This is a genomic window from Martelella endophytica (assembly GCF_000960975.1).
GTDB classification, from domain to species: domain Bacteria; phylum Pseudomonadota; class Alphaproteobacteria; order Rhizobiales; family Rhizobiaceae; genus Martelella; species Martelella endophytica.
This window is the reverse complement of sequence record NZ_CP010803.1, coordinates 427,342-451,134: the sequence shown is the minus strand read 5'-3', so window position 1 is coordinate 451,134 and position 23,793 is coordinate 427,342. Positions and strand designations below refer to the sequence as shown.

The window sequence follows — 23,793 nt, the reverse complement described above, 5'->3', positions numbered from 1 at the left end:
GGGCAGGAATGTGTCGAAACTTTAATGTTCGATTTCTCTTTGCCGCCAGATTTGCCATAGATGTGGTGAGAGACCTCCACATTTGGGCCAAACCGGAAGGCGCGCGCTTTGTTTCAATCATTCTTTCCCAAGCCGAAGCTGTTTTTCATCTCGGCTATCGTCTGGTCGATCATCGGCATTCTGGTCTGGTATGGTTTCGGTCGCGAATTGGGTGAGAGCCTTGGTTTCACGCCGCTGCCGCGAGACCAGCAGCCCGTCGGCCTCGGTCATTTCGTCACCGTCGACTTTATCTGGTTCTACATCTACTACGCCTTCTTCTCGCTTACCTTCGGTGCCTTCTGGTGGGTCTTCGGCGGCAATCATCGCTGGCAGCTCTGGTCGGTCTGGGGCTCCTCGCTGATCATCTTCATCACCTATTTCGCCGTCCAGGTCTCCGTCGCGCTCAACAATTGGAACCGGCTCTACGGCGACACGCTGCAGCGCGCCTTCGAGGGTAATCAGGGCGTGACGGTTGGCGATTTTTACAGCCTGTTCCTGATCTTCGCGCAGATCGCCGCTGTCGCCATCACCGTCTTCGCCTTCCAGCGTTTCTTCGTCAGCCACTATGTGTTCCGCTGGCGCACGGCGATGAACGACTACTATGTCGATCTCTGGCCGAAGGTGCGCCACATCGAGGGTGCCTCGCAGCGTATTCAGGAAGACACGATGCGCTTTGCCTCGATCATGGAGGGGCTCGGTGTCTCGATGATCGATGCGGTGATGACGCTGCTCGCCTTTCTGCCCGTGCTGTTCTCGCTGTCGAGCTACATCACCGAACTGCCGATCGTCGGACATATCCCGGCGCCGCTGTTCACCGCCGCTATCATCTGGTCGATCTTCGGCACGGTGTTTCTCGCCTCCGTCGGCATCAAGCTGCCGGGGCTCGAATTCCGCAACCAGCGCGTCGAGGCCGCCTATCGTAAGGAACTGGTGCTTGGCGAGGACTACGAGAACCGCGCCGATCCGCTGACGCTTGCCGAACTTTTCCGCAATGTCCGCAAGAACTACTTCAAGCTCTATTTCCACTACACCTATTTCAATCTGGCGCGCTCCTTCTTCATTAACGCCGACAACATCTTCTCGACCTTCATCCTCGTGCCGACCATCGTCTCGGGCACCATCACACTCGGTCTTTTCAACCAGATATCGACCGCGTTCGGGCAGGTCTCGAATTCGTTCCAGTATCTGGTGAATTCCTGGACGACGATCGTCGAGCTGCTTTCGATCCACAAACGTCTGAAATCCTTCGAGGCGGCGATTGCCGGTATCGATCTGCCGGAGATCGATCAGGAGGATTACATGGCGCCGATGGATCACCACGTCAGGGATGCGACCAAGACCGATACCTCCATCGCCAATCCGCCGGACCCCGGACGCAACGATTGAAAACCGGGCGATAGGGCGTAATCTCGGAGCCATTGCACCGGGGCCAAAAGGGGGTTTTGCCATGGTTATGCTCGTTGTTGCCGTCCTGATCTTCACGCTCATCCATCTCATCCGCACGTTTGCGCCGGGCTTCCGGCAATCCATGATCGATCGCATCGGCGAGGGGCCGTGGCGCGGGCTGTTCTCGCTGGTGTCGCTGGCCGCGCTCGTCTTCCTGATCTTCGCCTTCGGCCATGCGCGGCAGACGACCGGCATGCTCTATTCGCCGCCGTTCTGGATGGCGCATGTCACCATCCTGCTGATGCTGATCGCGATGATCTGTCTTTCCGCAAGCTTCTTTCCGCCGGGGCGCATTGCCTCCGCCGTCAAGCATCCGATGGTGCTGTCGGTGAAGGTCTGGGCCTTCGCCCACCTGCTCGCCAATGGCGAGACGTCCTCCGTCATCCTGTTCGGCGCGATCCTGATCTGGGCGGTGATCCTGCGGATTTCGCTGGCGCGGCGCGAGCGGGCAGGGCTTCTGACGCGAAAGCCGTTCGTCTCGGCACGCTACGATCTCTATGCCTTTGTGCTGGGTCTGGTTCTCTGGGGCCTGTTTATCTGGAAGCTTCACATCTGGCTGATCGGGGTCCCCGTCAGCTTCGCCATGTGAAAAACCGCCTGCACGGGTCAATATCGGTGCCGGGTCAAGGCTTTTTCACTTACAACAGCGCCAAAAACCGGCTAGAAGGCCCGGCACTGGAATTTGAAAAGCGTGCCGGAGTGACGTGATGGCAAATCAGGACGACAGTTTTATCCGCGAAGTGAACGAGGAATTGCGTTCCGACCGGATGCGCGATGCATGGCGGCGCTATGGCCGCTATCTGATCGCGGCTGCCGTCCTGCTGGTTATCGGCACGGCCGGCTGGCGCGGCTATGAATACTGGCAGTCGCGTCAGGCGGCAGCCTCGGGCGATATCTTCCTGACGGCGCTGAACCAGATCAACGAGGGTAACCTCGATGCCGCCGAGAAGACGCTGGATCAGCTGAAGCAGGAAGGCCACGGTGCCTATCCTGTTCTCGCCCAGCTGCGCGCAGCAACGCTGCTTTCCGAAAACGGCGACACCGCTGCGGCGATCTCCGCCTTCTCGACGATCGGCAAGGACCGCAGCGTGCCGGAAGCGATCCGCGATGCGGCAAAGCTGCGCGCCGGCTGGCTGATGGTCGATGATGCGAGCTACGATCAGGTTTCCGCCGAGGTCGAGGAACTCTCCAACGACGGCAATCCGTTCCGCTTCTCCGCCCGCGAGATCCTCGGCCTGACGGCTTACCGCCTGAAGGACTATCCGCGCGCCCAGGATTGGTTCGAGGCGATCGCCAACGACACCGAGGCGCCGCGCAACGTGCTGAACCGCGCGCAGATCATGCTCGAGGTGATGACCGCCGACGGCGAGATCAAGGACACGGCAGACACAGCCGACACCACGGACACACAGTAACCGGACGGCCGGTTGCGGAGGCACTATGAGTTTCAAGGTCGCCATCGTTGGAAGGCCCAATGTCGGCAAGTCGACGCTGTTCAACCGGCTCGTCGGGCAAAAGCTCGCGCTCGTCGACGACACGCCGGGGGTCACCCGCGACCGCCGGCCAGGCGATGCGCGGCTGTTCGACCTGCGCTTCACCATCATCGACACGGCCGGCCTTGAAGAGGCCGCTGCCGATACGCTTCCGGGCCGCATGCGCGCGCAGACGGAAGCGGCGATCGACGAGGCGGACCTGTCGCTGTTCCTGGTCGACGCCAAGGCCGGGCTGACGCCCGCCGACAATACGCTCGCCGATCTTCTGCGCCGCCGCGGCAAGCCGGTGGTGCTGGTCGCCAACAAGGCGGAAGCGCGCGGCTCCGATGGCGGCTTCTATGACGCCTTCGCCCTCGGCCTCGGCGAACCCTGCCCGATCTCGGCCGAGCACGGCCAGGGCATGAACGACCTGCGCGAGGCAATCATCGAGGCCATCGGCCCCGATCGCGCCTTCGGCAAGGACGACCCTGCGGAAGAGGCCCGCACCGACGTGATGCTGACGCGCGAGGAAGCCGAGAACCCGGAAGAGGCGGCGCCCTACGACGATACCAAGCCGATGCGTGTCGCGATCGTCGGCCGCCCGAATGCCGGCAAGTCGACGCTGATCAATACGCTGCTTGGCGAGGAACGGATGCTGACCGGCCCGGAAGCCGGCATCACCCGCGATTCGATTTCGGTCGAGTGGGAGTGGAAGGGCCGGCCGATCAAGCTTTTCGATACCGCCGGCATGCGCCGCAAGGCCAGGGTTCAGGAAAAGCTCGAAAAGCTCTCCGTCGCCGATGCGCTGCGGGCGATCCGCTTTGCCGAATGCGTGGTGATCGTCTTCGACGCCACGATCCCGTTCGAAAAGCAGGACCTGCAGATCGTCGACCTCGTCATCCGCGAGGGCAGGGCGGCTGTGCTTGCCTTCAACAAGTGGGACCTGATCGAGGATCGTCAGGCCGTGCTTGCGGACCTGCGTGAAAAGACCGACCGGCTCTTGCCGCAGGCGCGCGGCATTCGTGCCGTGCCGATTTCCGGCGAGCGCGGAACCGGTGTCGACCGGCTGATGCAGGCCATTTCCGATACCGACAGGGTCTGGAACCGGCGCATCTCCACGGCTCGCCTCAACCGCTGGCTCGAAGCCCAGACCGTCAGCCATCCGCCGCCTGCTGTCTCCGGCCGAAGGCTTCGGATGAAATACATGACGCAGGTAAAGGCCCGTCCGCCGGGCTTCATGATTTCCTGCACCAGGCCCGATGCGGTACCGGAAAGCTATATCCGCTACCTGATCAACGGCCTGCGCAACGACTTCGACATGCCGGGCGTCCCGATCCGCATCCACTTCCGCGCCGGCGACAATCCGTTCGAGCACAAGCGCAAGAAGAAGCGTTAGGGTATTTCGCAGTCAGGCGGAATGTACTGACGCTCGCGGAAATGTGGCAAAACAAAATAGAGCGGTTCCACGTTTTCATGAAACGCGGAACCGCTCTTGAGTCTTCATGGTGCCCGCGAATTGTCCCGGATTGATCGGCATGGCTTGGGGTGCTTGTTGGCATTTCAATCAGCGACGATCCGTTCTATTCAGTGTCCACATCGGGTTTGAATTCGAGAAGATCTCCCGGCTGGCATTCAAGCGCGGCGCATATCTTCTCAAGCGTATCGAAGCGGACCCCCTTTACCTTGCCGGATCTCAGCAATGAAATATTCTGTTCGGTAATTCCAACTTGCTCGGCAAGCGACTTGGCGCGCATCTTCCGCATCGCGAGCATCACATCCAGATTTACAATGATGCTCATCGTTCAAACAACCTGCTCAAGTTCATTATGGATCCGAGACGCCAACACAAAGGCGTGTCCCATGGTGAAGAGAAATCCCACGATCAGCAACATCCCGAAATCGTAAGAGCCAAAGCCAATAGCGAATTTATGCTCGCCAGGTGGGTTGTAAGCCGTCAGGAGTGGTAGGCTTAGTGTGTCTGAAAGCCAGGTTGCGCCCCACAAAGACAGGGCAAAAATACCTGCTCGGCGCAGCAGTATAGCCAAGTTGGCCGAAAACGGTTTTTCGCGTCCAAGGCTTTGGAAGAAAGTCCAGATTGTCTGCAACCCCGCCAGCATCAAGACGGATGTCATGACATCAAGCGAAACAAGCGCCGCTGTTATCGCTGGAGTTATCGTGACTTTTCCGTTCGTGGTCATCGGCGAAATCAAGTCGGCATAGCCTTCTGGACTTGTTATGGCATACCAGCCCAATGACACTGTCATCACGACAACGCCAATTTGAAGCACGCGCGTGGCGAGACTCATTCCGTTGCACAAGTTGCGCAAGGCCTTTGTTTCATCTTTCATGATAATTACCATCCATTTAATTTATAATAATTATCGTAAAACAATAATTTTTGTCAAAATTACGATCTCCCGCATTGTTGGCGTCCGCAGCTAGGCAGATGGACCCAAAAACACGAAACCAGTGGGCTTCGCTCGGTCGATTCAGCTGACCTTGAGCTGTCAGTGTGCAAAGCCTTCTCGCCACCGATCTCCTGCAGAACAGGGGAGATTGATGGTCAAGCGGCTCTCGCGGGTCTCCTGTTCTGTACTGAAGGGTTGGACCAAACGTCGTGACAGCGTCGGTCGAGAGCCAACGTCTTATCGATGGGCTTCCAGCAATTCCCTAACAAACGCCGGTACCATCGCCGAGGCGCTGCCCTGGCGACAGTCGGAGAAGAGGGGGTTGTGGGTGGATTCGAGGTTGATCTCGACGGTGCGGGCGCCGTGATGGGCGGCTTCCGCGACGAAGCCTGCCGCCGGATAGACGGTGCCTGATGTGCCGATCGAGATGAACAGGTCGGCCCCGCCGAGGGCCGTGCCGATTGCGTCCATGTCGTAGGGCATCTCGCCGAACCAGACGATATCGGGGCGAAGCGACGCGCGTGTGCAGCTCTGGCAGAAGCAGCCCTGGTCGAGATCGTCCTCCCAGTGCTGATGACTGCCGCATTCATAGCAGAGCGCCGAGTTGAGGCGGCCGTGCATGTGCAGGACCCGTTTCGAGCCGGCCTTCTCGTGCAGCTCGTCGACATTCTGGGTCACCAGCAGGAAATCGCCGTCCCAGGCGTTTTCGAGAGCGGCAAGGGCATTGTGCGCGGAATTTGGCCGGGCAAGCTTCGCCTCGCGTCGGCGCTGGTTATAGAAGTCGTTCACGAGATCCGGGTTTCGGGCAAAGCCTTCGGGCGTTGCGACATCCTCGATCGAATGGCCCTCCCATAACCCGCCCTGGTCGCGGAAGGTGGCGAGGCCGGATTCGGCGGAAATGCCGGCGCCCGTAAGCACCACGATCGAGGGATGGGCGGAGATCGGCATCGGTCAGCGCAATGCGGCGACGGGCAGGTCGGTTCCGGTCTCGATCTTGACCCAGCGGCCGCTGTCGAAGGAAGCCTGACGCTTGAGATAGGTATAGGGCGTCTCGGTCCAGGGCAGGATGATGTCGTTCAGATTGTCGAGGATATAGTCGCCCTTGGTGGTCCTGAGCGTCAGCACGGCATGGCCCTCGCCATTCGGCTTGCGCACGACGGTGATCAGCAGGTCGGAGGCGGGCAGGCCGGCCTTCATCAGGCGGCGGCGCTTTTCCAGAACGAAGTCCTCGCAATCGCCGGCGCCGCTGTCGGGATAGGCCCAGACCTCGTCGCGGCCATAGAGCTCATCGTCGGTCATCGGCTCGACGCTGGCATTGACGGCGAGATTGATGCGCTCGATGGTCGACCAGCCGTAATTGGTCAGTCGTGCCGGGTTGGTATCGCTCGAGCGCACGCTGCATTCGGCGTGGTGGCTCTCGCAGAATTCATAATGACCGATGGGCTGGGAAGTGACGCCGCCGATCGGCATGGCCGCACTTGCGAAAGCCGGCAGCGCCCCGAAAAGGGTCGCCGCGGCGCTTGCTACCATCAGAACCAGCTTGTTGAAACGGGGCACGCTCTACTCATCCGCCTGTTGAATTCTTAACAAAGAGTTAAGAAGAATTGCCGGCGGGAGTCAATCAAAGGGAGCGTGCCCCGGGGATCATTCGAAAGGAATGGTTAACCACTGCGCGCGACGGTTGACCCTTCGACCAGGTTGGCGAGTGCTGCGAGCATCCGCTCGATATCGGCCGGCCGTGAAAGCCGGTGATCGCCGTCCTGCACAAGCGTCAGCACGACGTCGTCGGCGGGCAGGTGCGACATCAGCCTGAGTGCGTGCTTATAGGGTACGTCCTCGTCCTTCTTGCCCTGAATGATGTGCACTGGGCAGCCGGTTTCGATGATGCCGTTCAGGACGCGGTTGCGGTGGCCGTCATCGAGCAGGGCTGCTGTATAGATGGTCGGCTCTGGTCCATACTCGGAATGTTCTTCGAAAAAGCCGTTCTCCGAAAGCGCCTTGCACTGGGCATCCGTCAGGTCGGGCTCGATCAGCTCGCTGGTGAAATCGGGTGCCGGTGCCAGAAGCAGCAGGCCTTCGATTGCGGGCGCATCGTCGCGGCCGCGCAGCTCCTGCACCGCGCGCAACGCCAGCCAGCCGCCCATCGACGAGCCGATGATGATGATGCGTTTCGGCGCCGCGCGGTGGATCGCGGCAAGGCTGTCTGCCAGCCAGCGCGAGATCGTCCCGTCTTTGAAAGCACCCTCGCTTTCGCCGTGACCGGTATAGTCGAAGCGGAGCATCGGCAGGTCATGACCGGCTGCGTAGGCATCCAGCGCTTCCGCCTTGGTGCCCAGCATGTCCGAGCCGTAGCCGGAGAACCAGACGAGGGTCGGGGCGTCGCCCTTTGCCTGCCTGTGACGGATCGCGATCTTCAGCGGACCGTCGCCATGGTCGATCTCGATATGGGTCAGTGGAACGTCTTCGTGCAATTCTGCCTCCGCCTTTTCGGGCCCAAATCCCCTCTCATGCGGCGCATTTCCGGATAGAGAGGTGATTTTCTTTTTCGCCTGTGTTATTGACATCCGACGGGTCTAACAACCATTTGTGTCGATGACGTGCGCCTTGGCGTGCACTTGGCACTCCAGGACCCGTATTTCAACAATTTGAGGAGACAACGACCATTCGCAGACCCCATAGAGCCGCTCCCCCGACCAAAGAAGGTCCCCGCGCCAACCGCGACATTCGTGTTCGCGAAGTGCAGCTGATTACCGAGGACGGGGAGAACCAGGGCGTCGTATTGACCGAAGAAGCATTGAGAATGGCTGAAGAAGCCGGGCTTGATCTGGTTGAGATCGCCCCCAACTCAACGCCGCCCGTTTGCAAGATTCTCGATCTGGGCAAGCTGAAATATGCCAACCAGAAGCGCGCTGCCGAAGCCCGCAAGAAGCAGAAAGTCGTCGAAGTCAAAGAAATCAAGATGCGTCCCAACATCGACACCCATGACTATGAGGTGAAGATGAAGGCGATGAACAAGTTCTTTGAAGGCGGCGACAAGGTGAAGGTCACCCTTCGTTTCCGTGGTCGCGAAATGGCGCACCAGGAACTGGGGATGAAGCTTCTGTCCCAGGTCAAGGAAGACACCGCAGAAATCGCCAAGGTGGAAGCCGAGCCGAAGCTAGAAGGCCGCCAGATGCTGATGGTGCTTGCACCGAAGTAAGACTTTTCAAAGCGCCGAATGGCCGTGGCGCATCGTACGATGCGCTGATTCAAAAGGTTAAGCCGCCCTGACGGACTGTCGAGGCGGCAGAATCGTTTTGTGTGGTCCAGACCGGTTGCACTTTCAGGGCAAAGCGCGTATAAGCGCGCCGTTCTGACGGGTCGCTCAATGAGCGGGCCGCCAAGGAGCAGGCCGGCAGGGCATGCCGTGTCTGCTCGAAATGCCACGAGACGGGCTTTCGTCGCCTGTCTCAATAACAACAATGGAGTAGCAAAATGCCCAAGATGAAGACGAAGTCGTCGGTCAAGAAGCGGTTCAAGGTCACCGCGTCCGGCAAGGTGAAGTCGGCTGCCGCCGGCAAGCGCCACGGAATGATCAAGCGTTCCAACAAGTTTATCCGCGACGCGCGCGGCACGATGGTCCTGGCTGATGCAGACGCCAAGATCGTCAAGCAGTTCATGCCGTACAGCAAGTAACGCCCGCCAGCGCACGCACGATAGATTTTAAGGAGATCATGACATGGCACGCGTAAAGAGGGGCGTTACCGCCCACGCAAAGCACAAGAAGGTTCTGAAGCAGGCCAAGGGTTACTACGGTCGCCGCAAGAACACCATCCGCACGGCCAAGGCCGCTGTCGACAAGGGTAAGCAGTACGCATACCGCGACCGCAAGGTTAACAAGCGCAACTTCCGCGCTCTGTGGGTCCAGCGCATCAACGCCGCCGTTCGCGAACACGGCCTTTCCTATGGCCGCTTCATCGATGGCCTGAACAAGGCTGGTATCGAGATCGACCGCAAGGTTCTGTCCGACATGGCGATCCATGAGCCGGCAGCCTTCGCATCGCTGGTTGCAGCATCGAAGAAGGGCCTGGAGTACCTCAAGAAAGAGGGCACGGCCAACGAGTTTGAAAGCGTTGTAGCTTAAGCCAGCGCTTCCCAAGCTTTTTCAATATTTGCCTTTTTGGGAAACCCGCGCTGGCTGGACCAGTGCGGGTTTTTCATTTTCAAATCACACAATGCCTGTATCTGACCGGTTGGGGGAGCGCCAAAACGCTCCGGCAAGGAAGAGATGAAGATGTCCGATCTTGAGGATCTGAAACAGACGCTGATGGCGGAAATCGCCGGCGCCGGGGACGAGGCCCAAATCGAGGCCGTGCGCGTCGGCGCGATCGGCAAGAAGGGATCGGTCTCCGAGCTTTTGAAGACGCTCGGCAAGATGGACCCGGAAGAGCGCAAGACCCGTGGCGCCGCGATCAACGAGTTGCGCAACGCGGTCGGAGAGGCGATTGCCGCCCGCAAGGCCGAATTGAAGGATGCCGCCATCGCCGCCCGGCTGAAGGCGGAGACGGTCGATGTCACGCTTCCGGTGCGTCCCTCGCCCTCGCTTTCCGGCCGCATCCATCCCGTCAGCCAGGTGATTGACGAGATCACCGCCATCTTTGGCGACATGGGCTTTTCGATTGCCGAAGGCCCGGAGATCGAGACGGACTATTACAATTTCACCGCCCTGAACTTCCCCGAAGGCCATCCCGCCCGCGAGATGCACGACACCTTCTTCTTCAATCCGGATGAAGAGGGCAAGCGCAAGGTGCTCAGAACCCACACCTCGCCGGTGCAGATCCGCACGATGGAAAACCAGGAGCCGCCGATCCGCGTGGTCATTCCCGGCAAGACCTATCGGCAGGACAGCGACGCGACGCATTCGCCGATGTTCCACCAGCTTGAAGGCCTCGTCATCGACAAGACCACCCATGTCGGCCATCTGCGCTGGACGCTGGAGGAATTCTGCAAGGCCTTCTTCGAGGTCGACAGCGTGACCATGCGTTTCCGTCCGTCCTTCTTTCCCTTCACCGAACCGTCCTTCGAGGTCGACATCCAGTGCGACCGTTCCGGCGAGCAGGTGAAATTCGGAACCGGCACGGACTGGATGGAAATTCTCGGCTGCGGCATGGTGCATCCCAATGTTCTGCGCCATTGCGGCCTCGACCCGGATGTCTACCAGGGCTTTGCCTGGGGCATGGGCCTCGACCGCATCGCCATGCTGAAATACGGCATGCCGGACCTGCGCGATTTCTTCGCCGCAGACGAGCGCTGGACGTCGCATTACGGATTCCGGCCGCTGGATATTCCGACGCTGTTTGGCGGGTTGAGTTCGTGAGAGGCTGATCCGGAACGAGTGGATCGGAGTATGGAATGACTTCTTTGGAATTTGAGACCGAAGAGATGCGTCCTGTGAAGGCATGGTGCACGAAAGGCGAGGTCCACGTGACTCTCGCCGACGGCCGCACCATCTCCGCCCCGCTCTGGTGGTACCCTTTTCTGAGCGGACTCGATGAGGATGGGCTCAACGATATCGAACTCATGTATGAGGGAATCTGGTGGTCGCAGGCCGATGAGGGGATTTCGGTGAAGAGCATGTTTCTTGGGCAGAAGATGCCGGGCGCGAAAGAGCCTGAGCGGGCGGCTTGAAGGCCGACCTCCACCACTTGCGTCATCCTCGGGTCAAGCCCGAGGATGACGCGGAGAGTGGGGCGACGCCGGAGAATGAACCGGCGCAGTAACCAGTCGGAAGCGATGTAGCGGAAATGTAGGCCTGGGGATGGTCCGGGCGACATAACAGGAAAAGACGACAATGAAATTCACACTGTCCTGGTTGAAGGACCATCTGGAAACCGATGCGTCGCTGGATGCGATCTGCGAGCGGCTGACGACGATCGGGCTTGAGGTTGAAGAAGTCGATGACAAGGCGGCCTACAAGCCGTTCACCATTGCGAAGGTGATCGAGGCGAAGCAGCATCCGGATGCGGATCGGTTGCGGGTGCTGACGGTCGATGCCGGGCCGGCGGTCAATGGCGGCAAGCCGCTTCAGATCGTCTGCGGCGCGCCGAACGCGCGCACCGGGCTCGTTGGGGCCCTGGCCCTGCCGGGAACCTATGTGCCGGGCATCGATGTGACGCTGTCGGTCGGCAAGATCCGCGGTGTCGAGAGCCAGGGCATGATGTGCTCGGAAAAAGAACTCGACATGTCGGATAGCCATGACGGCATCATCGACCTGCCGGCCGATGCGCCCGTCGGCGCTTCCTTTGCCGAATATGCCGGGCTCGACGATCCGGTCATCGAGATCAACCTGACGCCGAACCGTCCGGACTGCACAAGCATTTTCGGCATTGCCCGCGATCTCGCGGCTTCCGGTCTTGGCACGCTGAAGGCACCGAAAACGCCGTCCTTCAAGGCCGAAGGTGAAACATCGGTTGGTCTGACGCTGGATTTTGCTGCTGAAGACAAGGGCCTCTGCCCCGGCTTCGCGCTGCGTCTGGTGCGCGGCGTCAAGAACGGGCCGAGCCCGAAGTGGATGCAGCAGCGCCTGATCGCCATCGGTCTCCGGCCGATCAACGCTCTGGTGGACATCACCAACTACATGACCTTCGATCAGGGCCGGCCGATGCACGTCTTCGATGCCTCCAAGGTCAAGGGCGGGCTGGTTGTGCGCCGGGCGCAGGCGGGCGAGACGCTGCTGGCGCTCGATGAGCGCGAATACACGTTGTCGCCCGACAATGTCGTGATCGCCGATGACAGCGGCGTCGAGTCGATCGGCGGCATCATGGGCGGCGAGCATTCCGGCTGCGATGAAAACACCACCGATGTGCTGATCGAATCGGCGCTGTGGGACCCGATGAACGTCGCCCGCACCGGCCGCACGCTCGGCATCATCACCGATGCGCGCTATCGTTTCGAGCGCGGCGTCGATCCGGAATACATGGTGCCGGGCCTTGAGCGCACGACCGAACTGGTGCTGGATCTCTGCGGCGGCACGGCTGCCGAGAAGAAGGTCGAGGGCTATGAAGGCTATACGCCGAAGGTCATCGACTATCCGTTCTCCGAAGCAAAGCGCCTCACCGGCCTCGACATTTCCGCTGGCGAAAGCCGCGATATCCTGACGCGCCTCGGCTTTGCCGTTTCAGGTGAAGGTGAGCGGGCAGAAGTTTCCGTACCGTCCTGGCGGCCGGACGTCGAAGGCAAGGCCGATCTCGTGGAAGAGGTCATGCGTATCCATGGCGTCGACAAGATCAGCCCGGAGCCGCTGCCATCCGCCGGTGCGGTCAACGAGAAGATCCTGACCACGCTTCAGATCCGTTCGCGCGCGACGCGTCGCGAGCTTGCGGCCCGCAACATGATGGAAGCTGTCACCTGGTCGTTCATTCCTGAAGAGCACGCGAAGCTCTTCGGCGGTGGCGCACCGGCGCTGAAGCTTTCGAACCCGATTGCCGCCGACATGTCCGACATGCGCCCCTCGCTGCTGCCGGGCCTGCTTTCCGCTGCCAAGCGCAATGCGGCCATCGGCCATGGCGATGTCGCCCTGTTCGAGGTCGCGGCGACCTATGAAAACGACCGGCCGGAAGGCCAGCGCCGGGTGGCCGGCGGTCTTCGCCGCGGCACGGCGACGCTTTCGGGCTCCGGCCGCATGTGGTCGAACGCCGAGACGGGCGCCGGTCGCTCTGTCGGCGTATTCGACGCCAAGGCCGATGCGCTGGCCGTGATCGAGGCCTGCGGCCTGCCGATGGGCAATGTCCAGATCGTCGCCGGCGGGCCGGATTGGTACCACCCCGGCCGCTCCGGCACCATCAAGATGGGCCCGAAGATCGTGCTCGGCCATTTCGGCGAATTTCATCCGAAGGTACTGGAAGCGCTCGATGTTTCCGGCAAGCTCGCCGGCTTCGAGGTGTTCATCGATGCCATGCCGGAGCCGAAGAAGAAGGCGACCCGCACCAAGCCGGCGCTGACGCTGTCGCCGTTCCAGGCCGTTTCGCGTGACTTCGCTTTCGTCGTCGACCGCACGGTCGAGGCCGGTGCCATCGAGCGCGCGGCCGCCGGCGCCGACCGCAAGCTGATCACCGGCGTCACCGTCTTCGATATCTTCGAAGGTGCCTCGCTCGGCGAGGGCAAGAAGTCGGTCGCGATCGAAGTCGCAATCCAGCCGGTCGAGCGCACGCTGACCGACGAGGATTTCGAGGCGCTGACGAAAAAGATCGTCGCCAACGTCGAGAAGTCGACCGGTGGCGTGATCCGCAGCTGAGGAATAACCCCAAAGCGCCAACCAATCTCCCCCTCGAGGGGGAGATCAAAATGCGCTCAGTTCTTCCGAAGCCGAAAACGGTCGGCCCCGCTCACAGATTGTCTATCCGGTCCTGCAGCACGCGCAGCTGATGGCGCAGGTCGTCGAGTTCGCCGGTGTGCAGCGGCTCTTCGGCGGCCTCTGTCGGTCGGTAGCTCGAGGCGGTTGCGGGGCGGCGGGTTTCTTCGTTGCGATAGAATTCGCGGCGCAGCGGATTGTCGTAGAGCGCCTTGTCCATCTCGTCGCGCATATGGGCCTGCTGTTCGGAGAAGGCCTTCATCGCATGGTCGAGAAAGCCCGGCAGCATGGCCTGCATCTGGTCGCCGTAATAGCCGATCAGCTCGCGCAGGAACGACACGGGCAGGATGCCCTGGCCGGATTTCGCTTCCTGTTCGAAGATGATCTGGGTCAGCACCGTGTGGGTGATGTCGCTTCCGGTCTTGGCGTCGTGAACGGCGAAGTCCTCTCCCTGCTTCACCATGTCGGCCAGGTCCTCCAGCGTGACGTAACTGCTGGTCCCGGTGTTATAAAGCCGCCTGTTGGCGTATTTCTTGATGATTGTCTTGCCGTCGCTTACGGGCATAATTGCCTCCTCCCCGCGATCTGCTTGATGTATTCCTCTTCCCGCCCCGATCTAACCTTAAAACGGTTGGGGTGACAATCGTTTTGTCGCAATGCAGCGTCGTTGTTCGCAGCCGCCACGGATCGCGGCGGGAGCACAAGGCCGTTTGACTTCGAAGGCGCTGTTCTGCACATTCCGCTGACGCGAAGCTGAGGAGGAGAGCAGCCACATGGCGAAAAAGGCAATCGTCATCGCAAGTGCAGCACGCACGGCCGTCGGCAGTCTGAATGGCGCCTTTGCGGCCGTCCCGGCGCATGAACTCGGCGCGGTCGCCATCGCGGCGGCTCTGCAGCGTGCCGGCCTGCGGCCAGGCGCGGTCGATGAGGTGATCCTCGGCCAGGTGCTGACGGCGGGGCAAGGGCAGAACCCCGCGCGGCAGGCGGCGATGGCGGCGGGGATTTCTGCGGAAAAGACAGCCTTCCTCGTCAACCAGCTTTGTGGTTCGGGCCTCAGGGCGGTGGCGCTCGGCATGCAGCAGATCGCGCTTGGAGATGCCGAAGTGATCGTTGCTGGCGGCCAGGAATCGATGTCGCTCGCACCGCATGTTGCGCATCTGCGCGGCCATCACCGTATGGGCGATCTCGCTCTTGTCGATACCATGCTGAAGGACGGCCTCACCGATGCCTTCTATGGCTATCACATGGGCACGACGGCCGAAAACATCGCGGAGCGGTTCGAGATCACGCGTGCAATGCAGGATGAATATGCCGCCCGCTCGCAAAACCGCGCCGAGGCCGCCCGCGCCGAGGGGCGTTTCGCCGAGGAGATCGAGCCGGTCACAGTCATGCAGCGCAAGGCCGAACATGTCGTTGATCAGGATGAGGGCATTCGCGAGGGTGTGACCGCCGAGGGCCTGGAGCGGCTGCGCCCCGCCTTCATGGATGGCGGAACCGTGACGGCGGGCAATGCCTCCGGCATCAATGACGGTGCGGCAGCGCTGGTGCTGATGGATGAGGATGCGGCCGTGCGGCGCGGCATCGAGCCGCTGGCGCGGATTGTCTCCTGGGCGACGGCGGGCGTCGATCCGCAGGTCATGGGCACCGGGCCCATTCCCGCCTCTGAGCGAGCGCTGCAGAAGGCGGGCTGGACTGTCGGAGATCTCGATCTCGTCGAGGCGAATGAAGCCTTTGCCGCCCAGTCGCTCGCGGTTGCACGGGCGCTCTCGCTTGATCCGGAAAAGCTCAACGTCAATGGCGGTGCCATCGCCCTCGGCCATCCGATCGGCGCCTCGGGCGCTCGGGTTCTGGTTACGCTGCTTTACGAAATGAAGCGGCGGGGTGCGCACAAGGGGCTCGCCACGCTCTGCATCGGTGGCGGCATGGGCATCGCCATGACGCTCGAGCGGCCATAAAAAAAGGCGCCGCTTGAAGCGGCGCCTGGGGATCGGCGAGCTGGGGGTGGGGGCTTCGTGCCGATCCTGACGCGACACATTGCGCGCGCGCCGCTTTCGATGATTAGCGTACCGCCGCGCCGACACCGCCGCCAATCAGGCCACCAGCAATCGCGCCGGTCGCATCGCCCGTGATGGCTGCACCTGCGGCAGTGCCGACACCGGCGCCGATCGTGGCGTTGCGCTGCTGCGTCGTGCAGGCGGCGAGCGGAAGAATGAGAGCGATGGCGAGAACAGCCTTTTTCATGATGTGAATCTCCTTTGGGGAATCAGATATAGCCTGCAAGCAGCAGGATGATGACGATCAGAAGTACCAGTCCGAGACCGCCGGACGGGCCATAACCCCAGCTGGTGGAGTAACCCCACCGCGGCAAGGCGCCGATAAGAAGCAGGATCAGTATGATAAGCAGAATGGTTCCGAGCATGGCGGAAAAACCTCTCCCTTTGCAAGCTGTCCAGTTTCAAACGCGCTTTCCCTGAAATTTGTTCCGTGGCGATCGCGACAAGTCTCCCACACAATGGTTAACGCGGTGTGTTGCCGCATTCACCCACAGCGGGAAGCAGCCGCAAGAATATGGTTAAATTACTGTTAAAACACCATATTTTGGGGTGAACAAAACCGGAAAATACCGCCGTCAGCGATTCGTCGCCGATTCGTTCCGGCTTTGGCCCGAAAGTTAACGACAGGCGTTTTTTGGCATTTCATGCCCTGCCGAGCGTTGCGCGGGCCTTCAGGGGATAGGCGACGGATCGTGCCACGGAAAAGCCGGTGGCAAGGCCAACGGAAAGTTCACGGGCATCATGAAGGCGGGATGGCGTGCGAGGTCGGGCTGGATCGCAAGCCCGTACGTAGATCGGTGTGCAGGAGATGTCGAGGAAAGCGTTTCCATGAAGCGATGTCTTTTCTTGCATCCGCCACTCGCTGGACTCGTTCTGTCGTTTACACTTTGTAAAGGAAGGTTAACGCGACGCGTCTTCTTCGCTCAAACGGCATTTACCGTCGATCTTGCGATTCCAGATGTGGGGCGAAGAAACGGGCAGAGCCCAACATCTAGCCGTGAACGAAACGGGAAAATGACAGAGTCAGCGATTCGTCTTCGATTCGTTCGCATCTGTTCCAGAATTTAAGGATTTGCGCATATAACTCCGGATTTGCCTCCCCCTCTTGCTTGCTGACGGCGCAGAGTCCATCTATAGGAAGGTATGCCAGCCGCCGATTTCCGCGCAGGCTGGCCATTTCGGCATCGGCCGGGGGCGAGGTTTTGGCCCTGGCCAGGGGAATTCGGGACCGGGACGTTGAATTCGAACGCAATGATCTTGAGCGGACGCGGTGTCACCGCGATGCTCGGTCCGACCAATACCGGCAAAACCCATTTCGCAATCGAGCGCATGGTGGCGCATTCCTCCGGCGTTATCGGGCTGCCGCTGCGCCTTCTGGCGCGCGAGGTCTATACGCGCCTGGTCGAACGCGTCGGCGTCAATGCCGTCGCGCTCGTTACCGGCGAGGAGAAGATCGCGCCGCCGAAGGCACGTTTCAGCGTCTGCACCGTCGAGGCGATGCCGCGCACGACAGACGCAGCCTTTGTCGCCATCGACGAGGTCCAGCTTGCCGGCGACCTTGAGCGTGGCCACATCTTCACCGATCGCATCCTGCACCTGCGCGGTCGCGAGGAGACGCTGCTGCTCGGCTCGGCGACGATGAAGCCGATCCTGCAGAACCTGCTGCCGGGCATTTCCGTGGTCGAGCGACCGCGTCTGTCTCAGCTTTTCTATGCCGGTCAGAAGAAGATCACTCGTCTGCCGCGCCGCACCGCCGTCGTCGCCTTTTCGGCCGACGAGGTCTACGCGATTGCCGAGCTCATCCGCCGCCAGCGTGGCGGTGCTGCCGTGGTTCTGGGCGCACTCAGCCCGCGCACCCGCAACGCCCAGGTCGAACTCTACCAGAACGGCGATGTCGAATATCTGGTCGCCACCGATGCGATCGGCATGGGCCTCAACCTCGATGTCGACCACGTCGCCTTCGCTCAGGACCGCAAATTCGATGGCCATCAGTATCGCAGCCTCAATGCCGGCGAGCTCGGCCAGATCGCCGGTCGCGCCGGCCGCCATATGCGTGATGGCACCTTCGGGGTCACCAGCCGGGTGGCGCCGTTCGATGATGAACTGGTCGAGCGGCTGGAAACCCATCACTTCGATCCCGTGCGGGTGCTGCAGTGGCGCTCCAAGGCGCTCGACTTTTCCTCGCTTGCCGGGCTGAAGGCAAGCCTTGACGACGTGCCGCGGGTGCAGGGGCTGACACGGGCACTGCCGGCGGTCGACCAGCGGGCGCTCGAATTTCTGGCGCGCAATCATGCCGTCGCCGAGCGCGCCGACCGGCGCGAACGGATCGAACTTCTCTGGGAAGCCTGCGCGCTTCCGGATTATCGCCGGATCACTCCAGTCCAGCATGCCGAACTCATCGCTTCCCTCTATCTCGATCTTGTCGAGCATGGCACAGTGGACGAGGACTTCCTGGCAAACCAGGTGCGACATGCCGACCGCACCGATGGAGAAATAGATACGCTGTCGGCGCGTATCGCCCAGATCAGAACCTGGACCTATGTGTCAAATCGACCCGGATGGCTTGCCGATCCGACACACTGGCAGGAAAAGACACGGAAAATCGAGGATAGGCTGTCGGATGCACTGCATGAGAGGTTGACGAAACGCTTCGTTGATCGCAGGACTTCCGTGCTGATGAAGCGCCTGAGAGAGAATGCGATGCTTGAAGCTGAAGTGAGCGTGAATGGGGATGTCTTTGTGGAAGGACATCATGTGGGGGAACTGGCGGGCTTCCGTTTCAAGGCCGTGACCGGTGCCGAGGGGCCGGACGCCAAGGCGATCGAGGCGGCGGCGCTGAAAGCGCTCGCGCTGGAGTTCGAGGCGCGTGCCGCACGGCTGCATGCCTCCGGCAATGGCGATCTGGCGCTGGATGCCTCCGGTACGGTGCGCTGGCTCGGCGATCCGGTGGCAAGGCTGGTCGCAAGCGACAATGCGCTGCGTCCGCGCGTCATCCTGCTTGCCGATGAGCAGTTGACGGGCGCTGCGCGCGATCATGTCGCCGCCCGCATCGAACGCTATGTCAATCACCAGATCCAGACCGTGCTGAAGCCGCTCGACGATCTTGCCGCCGCCGAAGACCTTGAAGGGCTCTCCCGCGGTCTCGCCTTCCAGATCATCGAGAATTTCGGCGTGCTGTTCCGCCGTGACGTCGCCAACGACGTCAAGGCGCTCGATCAGGATGCGCGCGCCTCGCTGCGCCGCTACGGTGTGCGCTTCGGCGCCTATCACGTCTTCATGCCGGCACTGCTGAAGCCGGCGCCGGCCGAGATGATCACGCTGCTGTGGGCGCTTGCCAATGACGGTCTCGACAAGCCGGGCTACGGCGAACTCATTCCCGTGCTGGCCGCTGGCCGCACCTCTGTGGTCACCGATCCCACATTCGAACGCGCTTTCTACAAGCTCGCGGGCTTCCGTTTCCTCGGCAAGCGCGCCGTGCGTATCGACATCCTCGAGCGTCTCGCCGACCTGATCCGGCCGCTGACCCAGTGGAAGCCGGAAGCGGGCGGTGCCCGTCCGGAAGGAGCCTTTGATGGCCGCCGCTTCGTCACCACGCCGGCAATGATGTCGATCCTTGGCGCGACGCCGGACGACATGGAGGAAATCCTCAAGGGGCTCGGTTATCGCGCCGACACCGCGAGCCCGGAAGAGGTCGAGAAGCTCGCCGAGATCCAGGCCGAGCGCGACGCCGAGAAGGCTGCGCGCCAGGTGGCGTCCGGTGTTGCCGTCGAGACGGTTGCTCGCAAGGTCGTCGCCGAAAAACCGGCTGCCGAGGACGCTTCCGAAGCGGCTGAACCTGCCGCGCCTGAAGGCGAGACCGCTGCCGAGCCGACGGCTGAAGCGGCGGCTGCGCCGGTCGAAGCGCCTGCCAGCGAAACGCCCGTTACTGAAGCGGGTGCCGCAGAAGCCGAAACCGAAGAGCCGAAGCCGGTTCTGCTGTGGCGCCAGGGTGGCGGCCGGCAGAGCGAGCGCGGTCCGCGCCCGCAGCAGGGTCGCGGTCAGCCGCGCGGCGAAGGTCGCGGCCGTGGCCAGGGCGGCCGCCGCCATGGCGGTCCGCAGGGCGGCGAGAACCGCGGCGATGGCGAACGGCAGGAGCGCGGCGAGCGTCATGACCGTGGCGGCAAGGGCGGCAAGGGCCCGCGCCGGGATCGCCACAATGACGACAACAAGCCGCAGCGGCAGGAGCGTCGCGAACGCGAGAAGCCGATCGATCCGGATTCCCCCTTCGCCAAGCTGGCTGCGCTGAAGGCGCAGATGAAGAAGTAAGGCATGGCGGACGAGGCGCAACAGGCCCCGCCGGGCCGCCAGCGCATCGACAAGTGGCTGTTCTTCGCGCGCATCGTGAAGTCGCGTTCGCTGGCGCAGAAGCTGGTCCAGGCCGGCAATGTCAGCCTCAACGATGCGAAGGTTGCCCGCGCGAGTGCCGAGGTGACGGCTGGCGATCGTCTGGTCGTGTCGCTGGAGCGCCGTGATGTGCATCTCATCGTCAGGGCGCCGGGCGCCAGGCGCGGGCCTTTCGCCGAGGCTAGCCAGCTTTATGACGACGTCAGTCCACCGCCGGAAGAGCGTCGGCGCCTTTCCGCCTTCGAGCAGGCCCAGCGGGTTCCCGGAGCCGGCCGCCCGACGAAGAAGGAAAGGCGCGCGATCGACAGGTTGACCGGCGAGGATTGAGGTCGGTCACCGCAATTTGGAAAGTTCTGCCAAAATGCGGCCGGTTTCGGGCATGAATTGTCCTTGCGGTCGTGCGGGAAAGCCGGTACCTCAGCCTTCTGTCCGGCGCGGGACACGTGCCGCTATTGCGCGTGCCTCCCGCTCGAAATCGATTTCTGGAGCCTTTCATGACCTATGTCGTGACCGATAACTGCATCAAGTGCAAATACACAGACTGCGTCGAAGTCTGCCCGGTGGATTGCTTCTACGAGGGTGAGAACTTCCTTGTTATCCATCCCGACGAATGTATCGATTGCGGTGTGTGCGAGCCGGAATGTCCGGCCGAGGCGATCCGCCCCGATACCGAGCCTGGTCTCGACAAGTGGCTGAAACTGAACGCCGATTACGCCGATGTCTGGCCGAACATCACGATCAAGAAGGAACCGCTTGAAGGTGCCGAGGAAATGGACGGCGTCGAAGGCAAGTTCGAGAAGTTCTTTTCCGAGAAGCCTGGCGCGGGCGACTGAGCAATTGCCCTGCCCGTGAGCGTCGCTCCGGGCTTAATCGTTTTTTCATCCGGCCGGGCAATTTAAGGCTTGGCGAAGCGCAGCAATTCGGTTAGGTGTCGCCCTAGGCAATGCTTCCGCCGGCGACACCCTGTCGCGGGCGCATATTTCATTGATTTCTCCCACATGTTGTGTTATATACTGTCGTACTGACCCAAAAAACGGCAGCTTTTGCCTATAAAGCCCAAGAAAGCAATCAAACTAGCGTCGAATATCACCAAAATGAAGAGCGAATGCCCTTCGTCAAAAGGAGTTCGCGACGCTTTCCGTTGCCCGTTTGATGGAAACAGTGGGCGGCAACCACCGTTGCCCGCTCCTCCGGACATGCATGACCGGAACCGGCGCCCGCCGGATGCGTAACAGGGAGTTTTTAAAAGCCTATGACAGTACAGCAGAAAAAGCCTTCAGGCCGCCACGGTTTCAAGACTGGTGAGTCCATCGTCTACCCTGCCCACGGCGTCGGCACGATCAACGCCATCGAAGAGCAGGAAGTGGCGGGCATGAAGCTCGAGCTTTTCGTCATCGATTTCGACAAGGACAAGATGCGCCTCAAGGTGCCGGTGGCGAAAGCCATGAGCATCGGCATGCGCAAGCTGTCGGAAACCGATTTCGTCGAGCGCGCGCTGAAGGTTGTGCAGGGCAAGGCCCGCGTCAAGCGCACCATGTGGTCGCGCCGCGCGCAGGAATACGATGCCAAGATCAATTCCGGTGACCTGATTTCGATCGCCGAGGTCGTTCGCGATCTCTACCGCGCCGAAAATCAGCCGGAACAGTCCTATTCCGAGCGTCAGCTTTACGAAGCCGCCCTCGACCGCATGGCCCGCGAAATTGCCGCCGTCAACAAGATGTCGGAAACCGAAGCCGTCCGTCTCATCGAAACCCATCTTGCCAAGGGTCCCAAGCGCGGCAAGGCGGCAGACGACGAAGACGACGCCCGCGAAGAAGCCGCCTGAGCGCCTCTTCCATAACGTGAATTCCAAAAAAAGTCCGGTCACTTGTGGCCGGATTTTTTTGTGCCGGTATCGAACGCCAGCACACGGAGCCGGCCGACGATCTCGAAGCCGCTGGCGGTCGCTTTGTCCAGCGCCGCGCCGCGTTCATAGCCCACCACCGGCAGGGTCGGGGCAAAGGCAGCGGCGCAACCGGCCGCATCCGCGAAGGCCTCATCGGGAAAGACGTTCGAGAGGCCGACGCAGTCACCTGAAATATTGGCGATGCAACCGGCGACGATCCGGCCGTCCCGCCAGCTTCCGAAGAAGCCGATGGCCGCATCGTTCAGCATCGTCTCCGGGAACTGCCGCTCGTCCGAGGGCGCGCCCCGCCACGCCGTCTCCCAGGTCCCAAGCGCCTCTTCAGTCTCTATTCTCTTCCAGCCGCCCGGCATGGTCGCTGCCTTTTTCCGCCATAGCCATGCGGCGCTGAACAGCACGCTTTCTTCCGTCGCATCGAGCTCGCAGAAGCTGTCCTTGACGCCGATCGGGTCATCGAAACGCTGCCGCAGCTGCTCGGTCCGCTCGCGGACAGCGTCGGCGTGGCCGGGCCGCAGGACGGTAAGGTGCGCATAGAAGGGCGGCGGCGGATCAATGGCAATAAAGGCGTAGGGTTGACGCTCGTAGCGGAGGCCGTGTGCTGCAAACACGGCCTCGTAGAGATCTGCATTGTTGCCCGCCGCCATGATCGCGCGGTTGTCAGTCATCCTGCCGCCCCTGCGGTAAACGAACTGTGATCGGCCGATAACATCATGTTTTCAGGGCGGATTCCACCGCCGCCGCCGAAAACTTGCGCTGCGGTGTGAACCAAATCGGCGCTGTGGACGTTAAACACAACATGAAGCCGTGGATTGGATCGGCGTCGCATGACGTCGGCAAGACCGCATCTTCCCATTTCCATGAGCCCGGGAGTGACGCCATGCAGATCGACGTTCAGGACCACCGAATTGCCAGCGCGGCCATGGCGGCCCCCTATCTGACACGCGAACAGGAAACCGAGCTCGCAGCACGTTGGCGCGGCAAGGATGACAGCGGCGCCCGCAACGATATCGCCATGGCGCATCTCCGGCTGGTCGTCTCCATGGCCGGCAAGTTTCGCGGTTTTGGCCTGCCGAAGTCCGATCTTGTGCAGGAAGGCTATGTCGGTCTGCTGGAAGCAGCCGCCCGCTTCGACCACAAGCGGGGCGTCCGGTTCTCGACCTATGCAAGCTGGTGGGTTCGCGCCGCGATGCAGGATTTTGTGCTACGCAACTGGTCGATCGTTCGCGGCGGCACCAGCTCGACCCAGAAGGCGCTGTTCTTCAAGCTCCGCCGGCTGCGCGCCCGCATCGCGGCACGTGACCGCGAGCTCTCTGCCCAGGCGATCTACGAGGAAATCGCCTCCAGCCTCGGCGTCACCGTTGCCGATGTCCAGAACATGGATTCGCGGCTTTCGGCCAACGATACCTCACTGCAGGCAACCGTCGGCGACAGCGACGAGGAGGGCACCCAGCGCATCGATCTTCTGGTGTGCGACAAGCCGCTTCCCGAGGAGCAGGTCTCCGGCATCATCGATGGCGAACGCATCAGCCTCAGGCTGAAGAGCGCGCTCGGCAAGCTGACCCCACGCGAAAATCGCGTCATCCGCGCCCGCAAACTCGCTGAGGACAGCGCAACGCTCGCCGAACTCGGTGAGGAGCTCGGCATTTCCAAGGAACGTGTCCGCCAAATCGAATGCCGCGCGCTGGAAAAGCTGAAGAGCTCGATGATGGCCGAAGGCAGCGAGTTGATGGCGATCGCCTGAGCGCGCCTTATCCGCTTC

25 protein-coding genes are annotated in these 23,793 nt (G+C 61.5%); 16 read left to right on the top strand and 9 right to left on the bottom strand.

Annotated features, from left to right (window positions below):
* Positions 1–108: 108 nt before the first annotated feature.
* The 4 genes from sbmA to der all read left to right on the top strand — a co-directional run bounded on the left by sbmA (position 109) and on the right by der (position 4,353).
* The gene (sbmA, locus tag TM49_RS02075) at positions 109–1,425 is read left to right on the top strand and encodes a peptide antibiotic transporter SbmA (protein WP_082074583.1); all 1,317 of its coding nucleotides are present in this window, start codon (positions 109–111) and stop codon (positions 1,423–1,425) included.
* Positions 1,426–1,486: 61 nt separating this feature from the next.
* The gene (locus TM49_RS02070; RefSeq protein WP_045679325.1) at positions 1,487–2,074 is read left to right on the top strand and encodes an NnrU family protein; all 588 of its coding nucleotides are present in this window, start codon (positions 1,487–1,489) and stop codon (positions 2,072–2,074) included.
* Positions 2,075–2,192: 118 nt separating this feature from the next.
* Positions 2,193–2,900: a tetratricopeptide repeat protein gene (locus TM49_RS02065; protein WP_045679324.1), complete on the top strand. Its 708-nt coding sequence runs from the start codon at positions 2,193–2,195 to the stop codon at positions 2,898–2,900.
* Positions 2,901–2,925: 25 nt separating this feature from the next.
* Entirely contained in the window at positions 2,926–4,353 is a 1,428-nt protein-coding gene (der, locus tag TM49_RS02060; protein WP_045679323.1) for a ribosome biogenesis GTPase Der, read from the top strand.
* Between the two features lie 184 nt (positions 4,354–4,537).
* Here der and TM49_RS02055 read toward each other — a convergent pair whose 3' ends face one another.
* The 5 genes from TM49_RS02055 to TM49_RS02035 form a co-directional block, all read right to left on the bottom strand.
* Positions 4,538–4,756 (bottom strand): helix-turn-helix domain-containing protein, encoded by a 219-nt coding sequence (locus TM49_RS02055; RefSeq protein ID WP_045679322.1) that lies wholly within the window; start codon positions 4,754–4,756, stop codon positions 4,538–4,540.
* 3 nt (positions 4,757–4,759) lie between these two features.
* A complete protein-coding gene (locus TM49_RS02050; RefSeq protein ID WP_158498596.1) occupies positions 4,760–5,305 on the bottom strand; it encodes a DUF2975 domain-containing protein in 546 nt (181 codons plus the stop codon).
* 297 nt (positions 5,306–5,602) lie between these two features.
* Positions 5,603–6,313, bottom strand: coding sequence for an NAD-dependent deacylase (locus tag TM49_RS02045; RefSeq protein WP_045679320.1), 711 nt, complete (start codon positions 6,311–6,313; stop codon positions 5,603–5,605).
* 3 nt (positions 6,314–6,316) lie between these two features.
* Positions 6,317–6,895, bottom strand: coding sequence for a transglutaminase-like cysteine peptidase (locus TM49_RS02040; protein ID WP_045684621.1), 579 nt, complete (start codon positions 6,893–6,895; stop codon positions 6,317–6,319).
* A gap of 131 nt (positions 6,896–7,026) precedes the next feature.
* Positions 7,027–7,836: an alpha/beta hydrolase gene (locus TM49_RS02035; protein WP_425283269.1), complete on the bottom strand. Its 810-nt coding sequence runs from the start codon at positions 7,834–7,836 to the stop codon at positions 7,027–7,029.
* Positions 7,837–8,027: 191 nt separating this feature from the next.
* On the opposite strand from TM49_RS02035, the gene infC reads away from it, so the two are divergent.
* From infC to pheT, 6 genes are all read left to right on the top strand, one after another.
* Entirely contained in the window at positions 8,028–8,564 is a 537-nt protein-coding gene (gene infC, locus TM49_RS02030) for a translation initiation factor IF-3 (RefSeq protein WP_082074581.1), read from the top strand.
* A 275-nt stretch (positions 8,565–8,839) separates the two neighbouring features.
* Positions 8,840–9,040, top strand: a complete 201-nt coding sequence (rpmI, locus tag TM49_RS02025; protein ID WP_045679318.1) for a 50S ribosomal protein L35 — start codon at positions 8,840–8,842, stop codon at positions 9,038–9,040.
* 43 nt (positions 9,041–9,083) lie between these two features.
* Positions 9,084–9,488, top strand: a complete 405-nt coding sequence (gene rplT / locus TM49_RS02020) for a 50S ribosomal protein L20 (protein ID WP_045679317.1) — start codon at positions 9,084–9,086, stop codon at positions 9,486–9,488.
* Positions 9,489–9,638: 150 nt separating this feature from the next.
* Complete coding sequence (pheS, locus tag TM49_RS02015) at positions 9,639–10,721, top strand: phenylalanine--tRNA ligase subunit alpha (protein WP_045684618.1); 1,083 nt, start codon at positions 9,639–9,641, stop codon at positions 10,719–10,721.
* 35 nt (positions 10,722–10,756) lie between these two features.
* The gene (locus tag TM49_RS02010; protein WP_045679316.1) at positions 10,757–11,032 is read left to right on the top strand and encodes a DUF2442 domain-containing protein; all 276 of its coding nucleotides are present in this window, start codon (positions 10,757–10,759) and stop codon (positions 11,030–11,032) included.
* A 163-nt stretch (positions 11,033–11,195) separates the two neighbouring features.
* Complete coding sequence (pheT, locus tag TM49_RS02005; protein ID WP_045679315.1) at positions 11,196–13,637, top strand: phenylalanine--tRNA ligase subunit beta; 2,442 nt, start codon at positions 11,196–11,198, stop codon at positions 13,635–13,637.
* Positions 13,638–13,728: 91 nt separating this feature from the next.
* Here the strand turns inward: pheT and phaR are convergent, their stop codons facing one another.
* Positions 13,729–14,259 carry a polyhydroxyalkanoate synthesis repressor PhaR gene (gene phaR, locus TM49_RS02000; protein ID WP_045679314.1) on the bottom strand — a complete coding sequence of 177 codons (531 nt, stop codon included), beginning with the start codon at positions 14,257–14,259 and terminating at the stop codon, positions 13,729–13,731.
* A 208-nt stretch (positions 14,260–14,467) separates the two neighbouring features.
* On the opposite strand from phaR, the gene TM49_RS01995 reads away from it, so the two are divergent.
* Entirely contained in the window at positions 14,468–15,649 is a 1,182-nt protein-coding gene (locus TM49_RS01995; protein WP_045679313.1) for an acetyl-CoA C-acetyltransferase, read from the top strand.
* 103 nt (positions 15,650–15,752) lie between these two features.
* Here TM49_RS01995 and TM49_RS01990 read toward each other — a convergent pair whose 3' ends face one another.
* Together TM49_RS01990 and TM49_RS22880 are read right to left on the bottom strand one after the other, a co-directional pair.
* Positions 15,753–15,935, bottom strand: coding sequence for a hypothetical protein (locus tag TM49_RS01990; protein WP_045679312.1), 183 nt, complete (start codon positions 15,933–15,935; stop codon positions 15,753–15,755).
* A gap of 22 nt (positions 15,936–15,957) precedes the next feature.
* Positions 15,958–16,113 carry a DUF3309 family protein gene (locus TM49_RS22880; RefSeq protein WP_082074580.1) on the bottom strand — a complete coding sequence of 52 codons (156 nt, stop codon included), beginning with the start codon at positions 16,111–16,113 and terminating at the stop codon, positions 15,958–15,960.
* Positions 16,114–16,999: 886 nt separating this feature from the next.
* Between TM49_RS22880 and TM49_RS01985 the strand changes: the two genes are divergently transcribed.
* The 4 genes from TM49_RS01985 (at position 17,000) to TM49_RS01970 (ending at position 21,956) form a co-directional block, all read left to right on the top strand.
* Entirely contained in the window at positions 17,000–20,053 is a 3,054-nt protein-coding gene (locus TM49_RS01985; RefSeq protein WP_045679311.1) for a helicase-related protein, read from the top strand.
* A 3-nt stretch (positions 20,054–20,056) separates the two neighbouring features.
* Complete coding sequence (locus TM49_RS01980) at positions 20,057–20,458, top strand: RNA-binding S4 domain-containing protein (protein ID WP_045679310.1); 402 nt, start codon at positions 20,057–20,059, stop codon at positions 20,456–20,458.
* 167 nt (positions 20,459–20,625) lie between these two features.
* Positions 20,626–20,964, top strand: coding sequence for a ferredoxin FdxA (gene fdxA / locus TM49_RS01975; RefSeq protein WP_045679309.1), 339 nt, complete (start codon positions 20,626–20,628; stop codon positions 20,962–20,964).
* Positions 20,965–21,383: 419 nt separating this feature from the next.
* Entirely contained in the window at positions 21,384–21,956 is a 573-nt protein-coding gene (locus TM49_RS01970; protein ID WP_045679308.1) for a CarD family transcriptional regulator, read from the top strand.
* A gap of 38 nt (positions 21,957–21,994) precedes the next feature.
* Here the strand turns inward: TM49_RS01970 and TM49_RS01965 are convergent, their stop codons facing one another.
* Positions 21,995–22,678, bottom strand: coding sequence for a hypothetical protein (locus TM49_RS01965; RefSeq protein ID WP_144409446.1), 684 nt, complete (start codon positions 22,676–22,678; stop codon positions 21,995–21,997).
* 233 nt (positions 22,679–22,911) lie between these two features.
* Between TM49_RS01965 and TM49_RS01960 the strand changes: the two genes are divergently transcribed.
* On the top strand, positions 22,912–23,775 hold the full coding sequence (locus TM49_RS01960; protein WP_045679306.1) for an RNA polymerase factor sigma-32: 864 nt from the start codon (positions 22,912–22,914) through the stop codon (positions 23,773–23,775).
* Positions 23,776–23,793 lie beyond the last annotated feature (18 nt).

Coding starts and splice junctions, on each gene's coding strand:
- TM49_RS02070 (WP_045679325.1), top strand. CDS start 1,487: ATGGTTATGCTCGTTGTTGCCGTCCTGATCTTCACGCTCATCCATCTC.
- TM49_RS02065 (WP_045679324.1), top strand. CDS start 2,193: ATGGCAAATCAGGACGACAGTTTTATCCGCGAAGTGAACGAGGAATTG.
- der (WP_045679323.1), top strand. CDS start 2,926: ATGAGTTTCAAGGTCGCCATCGTTGGAAGGCCCAATGTCGGCAAGTCG.
- TM49_RS02055 (WP_045679322.1), bottom strand. CDS start 4,756: ATGAGCATCATTGTAAATCTGGATGTGATGCTCGCGATGCGGAAGATG.
- TM49_RS02050 (WP_158498596.1), bottom strand. CDS start 5,305: ATGAAAGATGAAACAAAGGCCTTGCGCAACTTGTGCAACGGAATGAGT.
- TM49_RS02045 (WP_045679320.1), bottom strand. CDS start 6,313: ATGCCGATCTCCGCCCATCCCTCGATCGTGGTGCTTACGGGCGCCGGC.
- TM49_RS02040 (WP_045684621.1), bottom strand. CDS start 6,895: ATGGTAGCAAGCGCCGCGGCGACCCTTTTCGGGGCGCTGCCGGCTTTC.
- rpmI (WP_045679318.1), top strand. CDS start 8,840: ATGCCCAAGATGAAGACGAAGTCGTCGGTCAAGAAGCGGTTCAAGGTC.
- rplT (WP_045679317.1), top strand. CDS start 9,084: ATGGCACGCGTAAAGAGGGGCGTTACCGCCCACGCAAAGCACAAGAAG.
- pheS (WP_045684618.1), top strand. CDS start 9,639: ATGTCCGATCTTGAGGATCTGAAACAGACGCTGATGGCGGAAATCGCC.
- TM49_RS02010 (WP_045679316.1), top strand. CDS start 10,757: ATGACTTCTTTGGAATTTGAGACCGAAGAGATGCGTCCTGTGAAGGCA.
- pheT (WP_045679315.1), top strand. CDS start 11,196: ATGAAATTCACACTGTCCTGGTTGAAGGACCATCTGGAAACCGATGCG.
- phaR (WP_045679314.1), bottom strand. CDS start 14,259: ATGCCCGTAAGCGACGGCAAGACAATCATCAAGAAATACGCCAACAGG.
- TM49_RS01995 (WP_045679313.1), top strand. CDS start 14,468: ATGGCGAAAAAGGCAATCGTCATCGCAAGTGCAGCACGCACGGCCGTC.
- TM49_RS01990 (WP_045679312.1), bottom strand. CDS start 15,935: ATGAAAAAGGCTGTTCTCGCCATCGCTCTCATTCTTCCGCTCGCCGCC.
- TM49_RS22880 (WP_082074580.1), bottom strand. CDS start 16,113: ATGCTCGGAACCATTCTGCTTATCATACTGATCCTGCTTCTTATCGGC.
- TM49_RS01985 (WP_045679311.1), top strand. CDS start 17,000: ATGATCTTGAGCGGACGCGGTGTCACCGCGATGCTCGGTCCGACCAAT.
- TM49_RS01980 (WP_045679310.1), top strand. CDS start 20,057: ATGGCGGACGAGGCGCAACAGGCCCCGCCGGGCCGCCAGCGCATCGAC.
- fdxA (WP_045679309.1), top strand. CDS start 20,626: ATGACCTATGTCGTGACCGATAACTGCATCAAGTGCAAATACACAGAC.
- TM49_RS01970 (WP_045679308.1), top strand. CDS start 21,384: ATGACAGTACAGCAGAAAAAGCCTTCAGGCCGCCACGGTTTCAAGACT.
- TM49_RS01965 (WP_144409446.1), bottom strand. CDS start 22,678: ATGGCGGCGGGCAACAATGCAGATCTCTACGAGGCCGTGTTTGCAGCA.
- TM49_RS01960 (WP_045679306.1), top strand. CDS start 22,912: ATGCAGATCGACGTTCAGGACCACCGAATTGCCAGCGCGGCCATGGCG.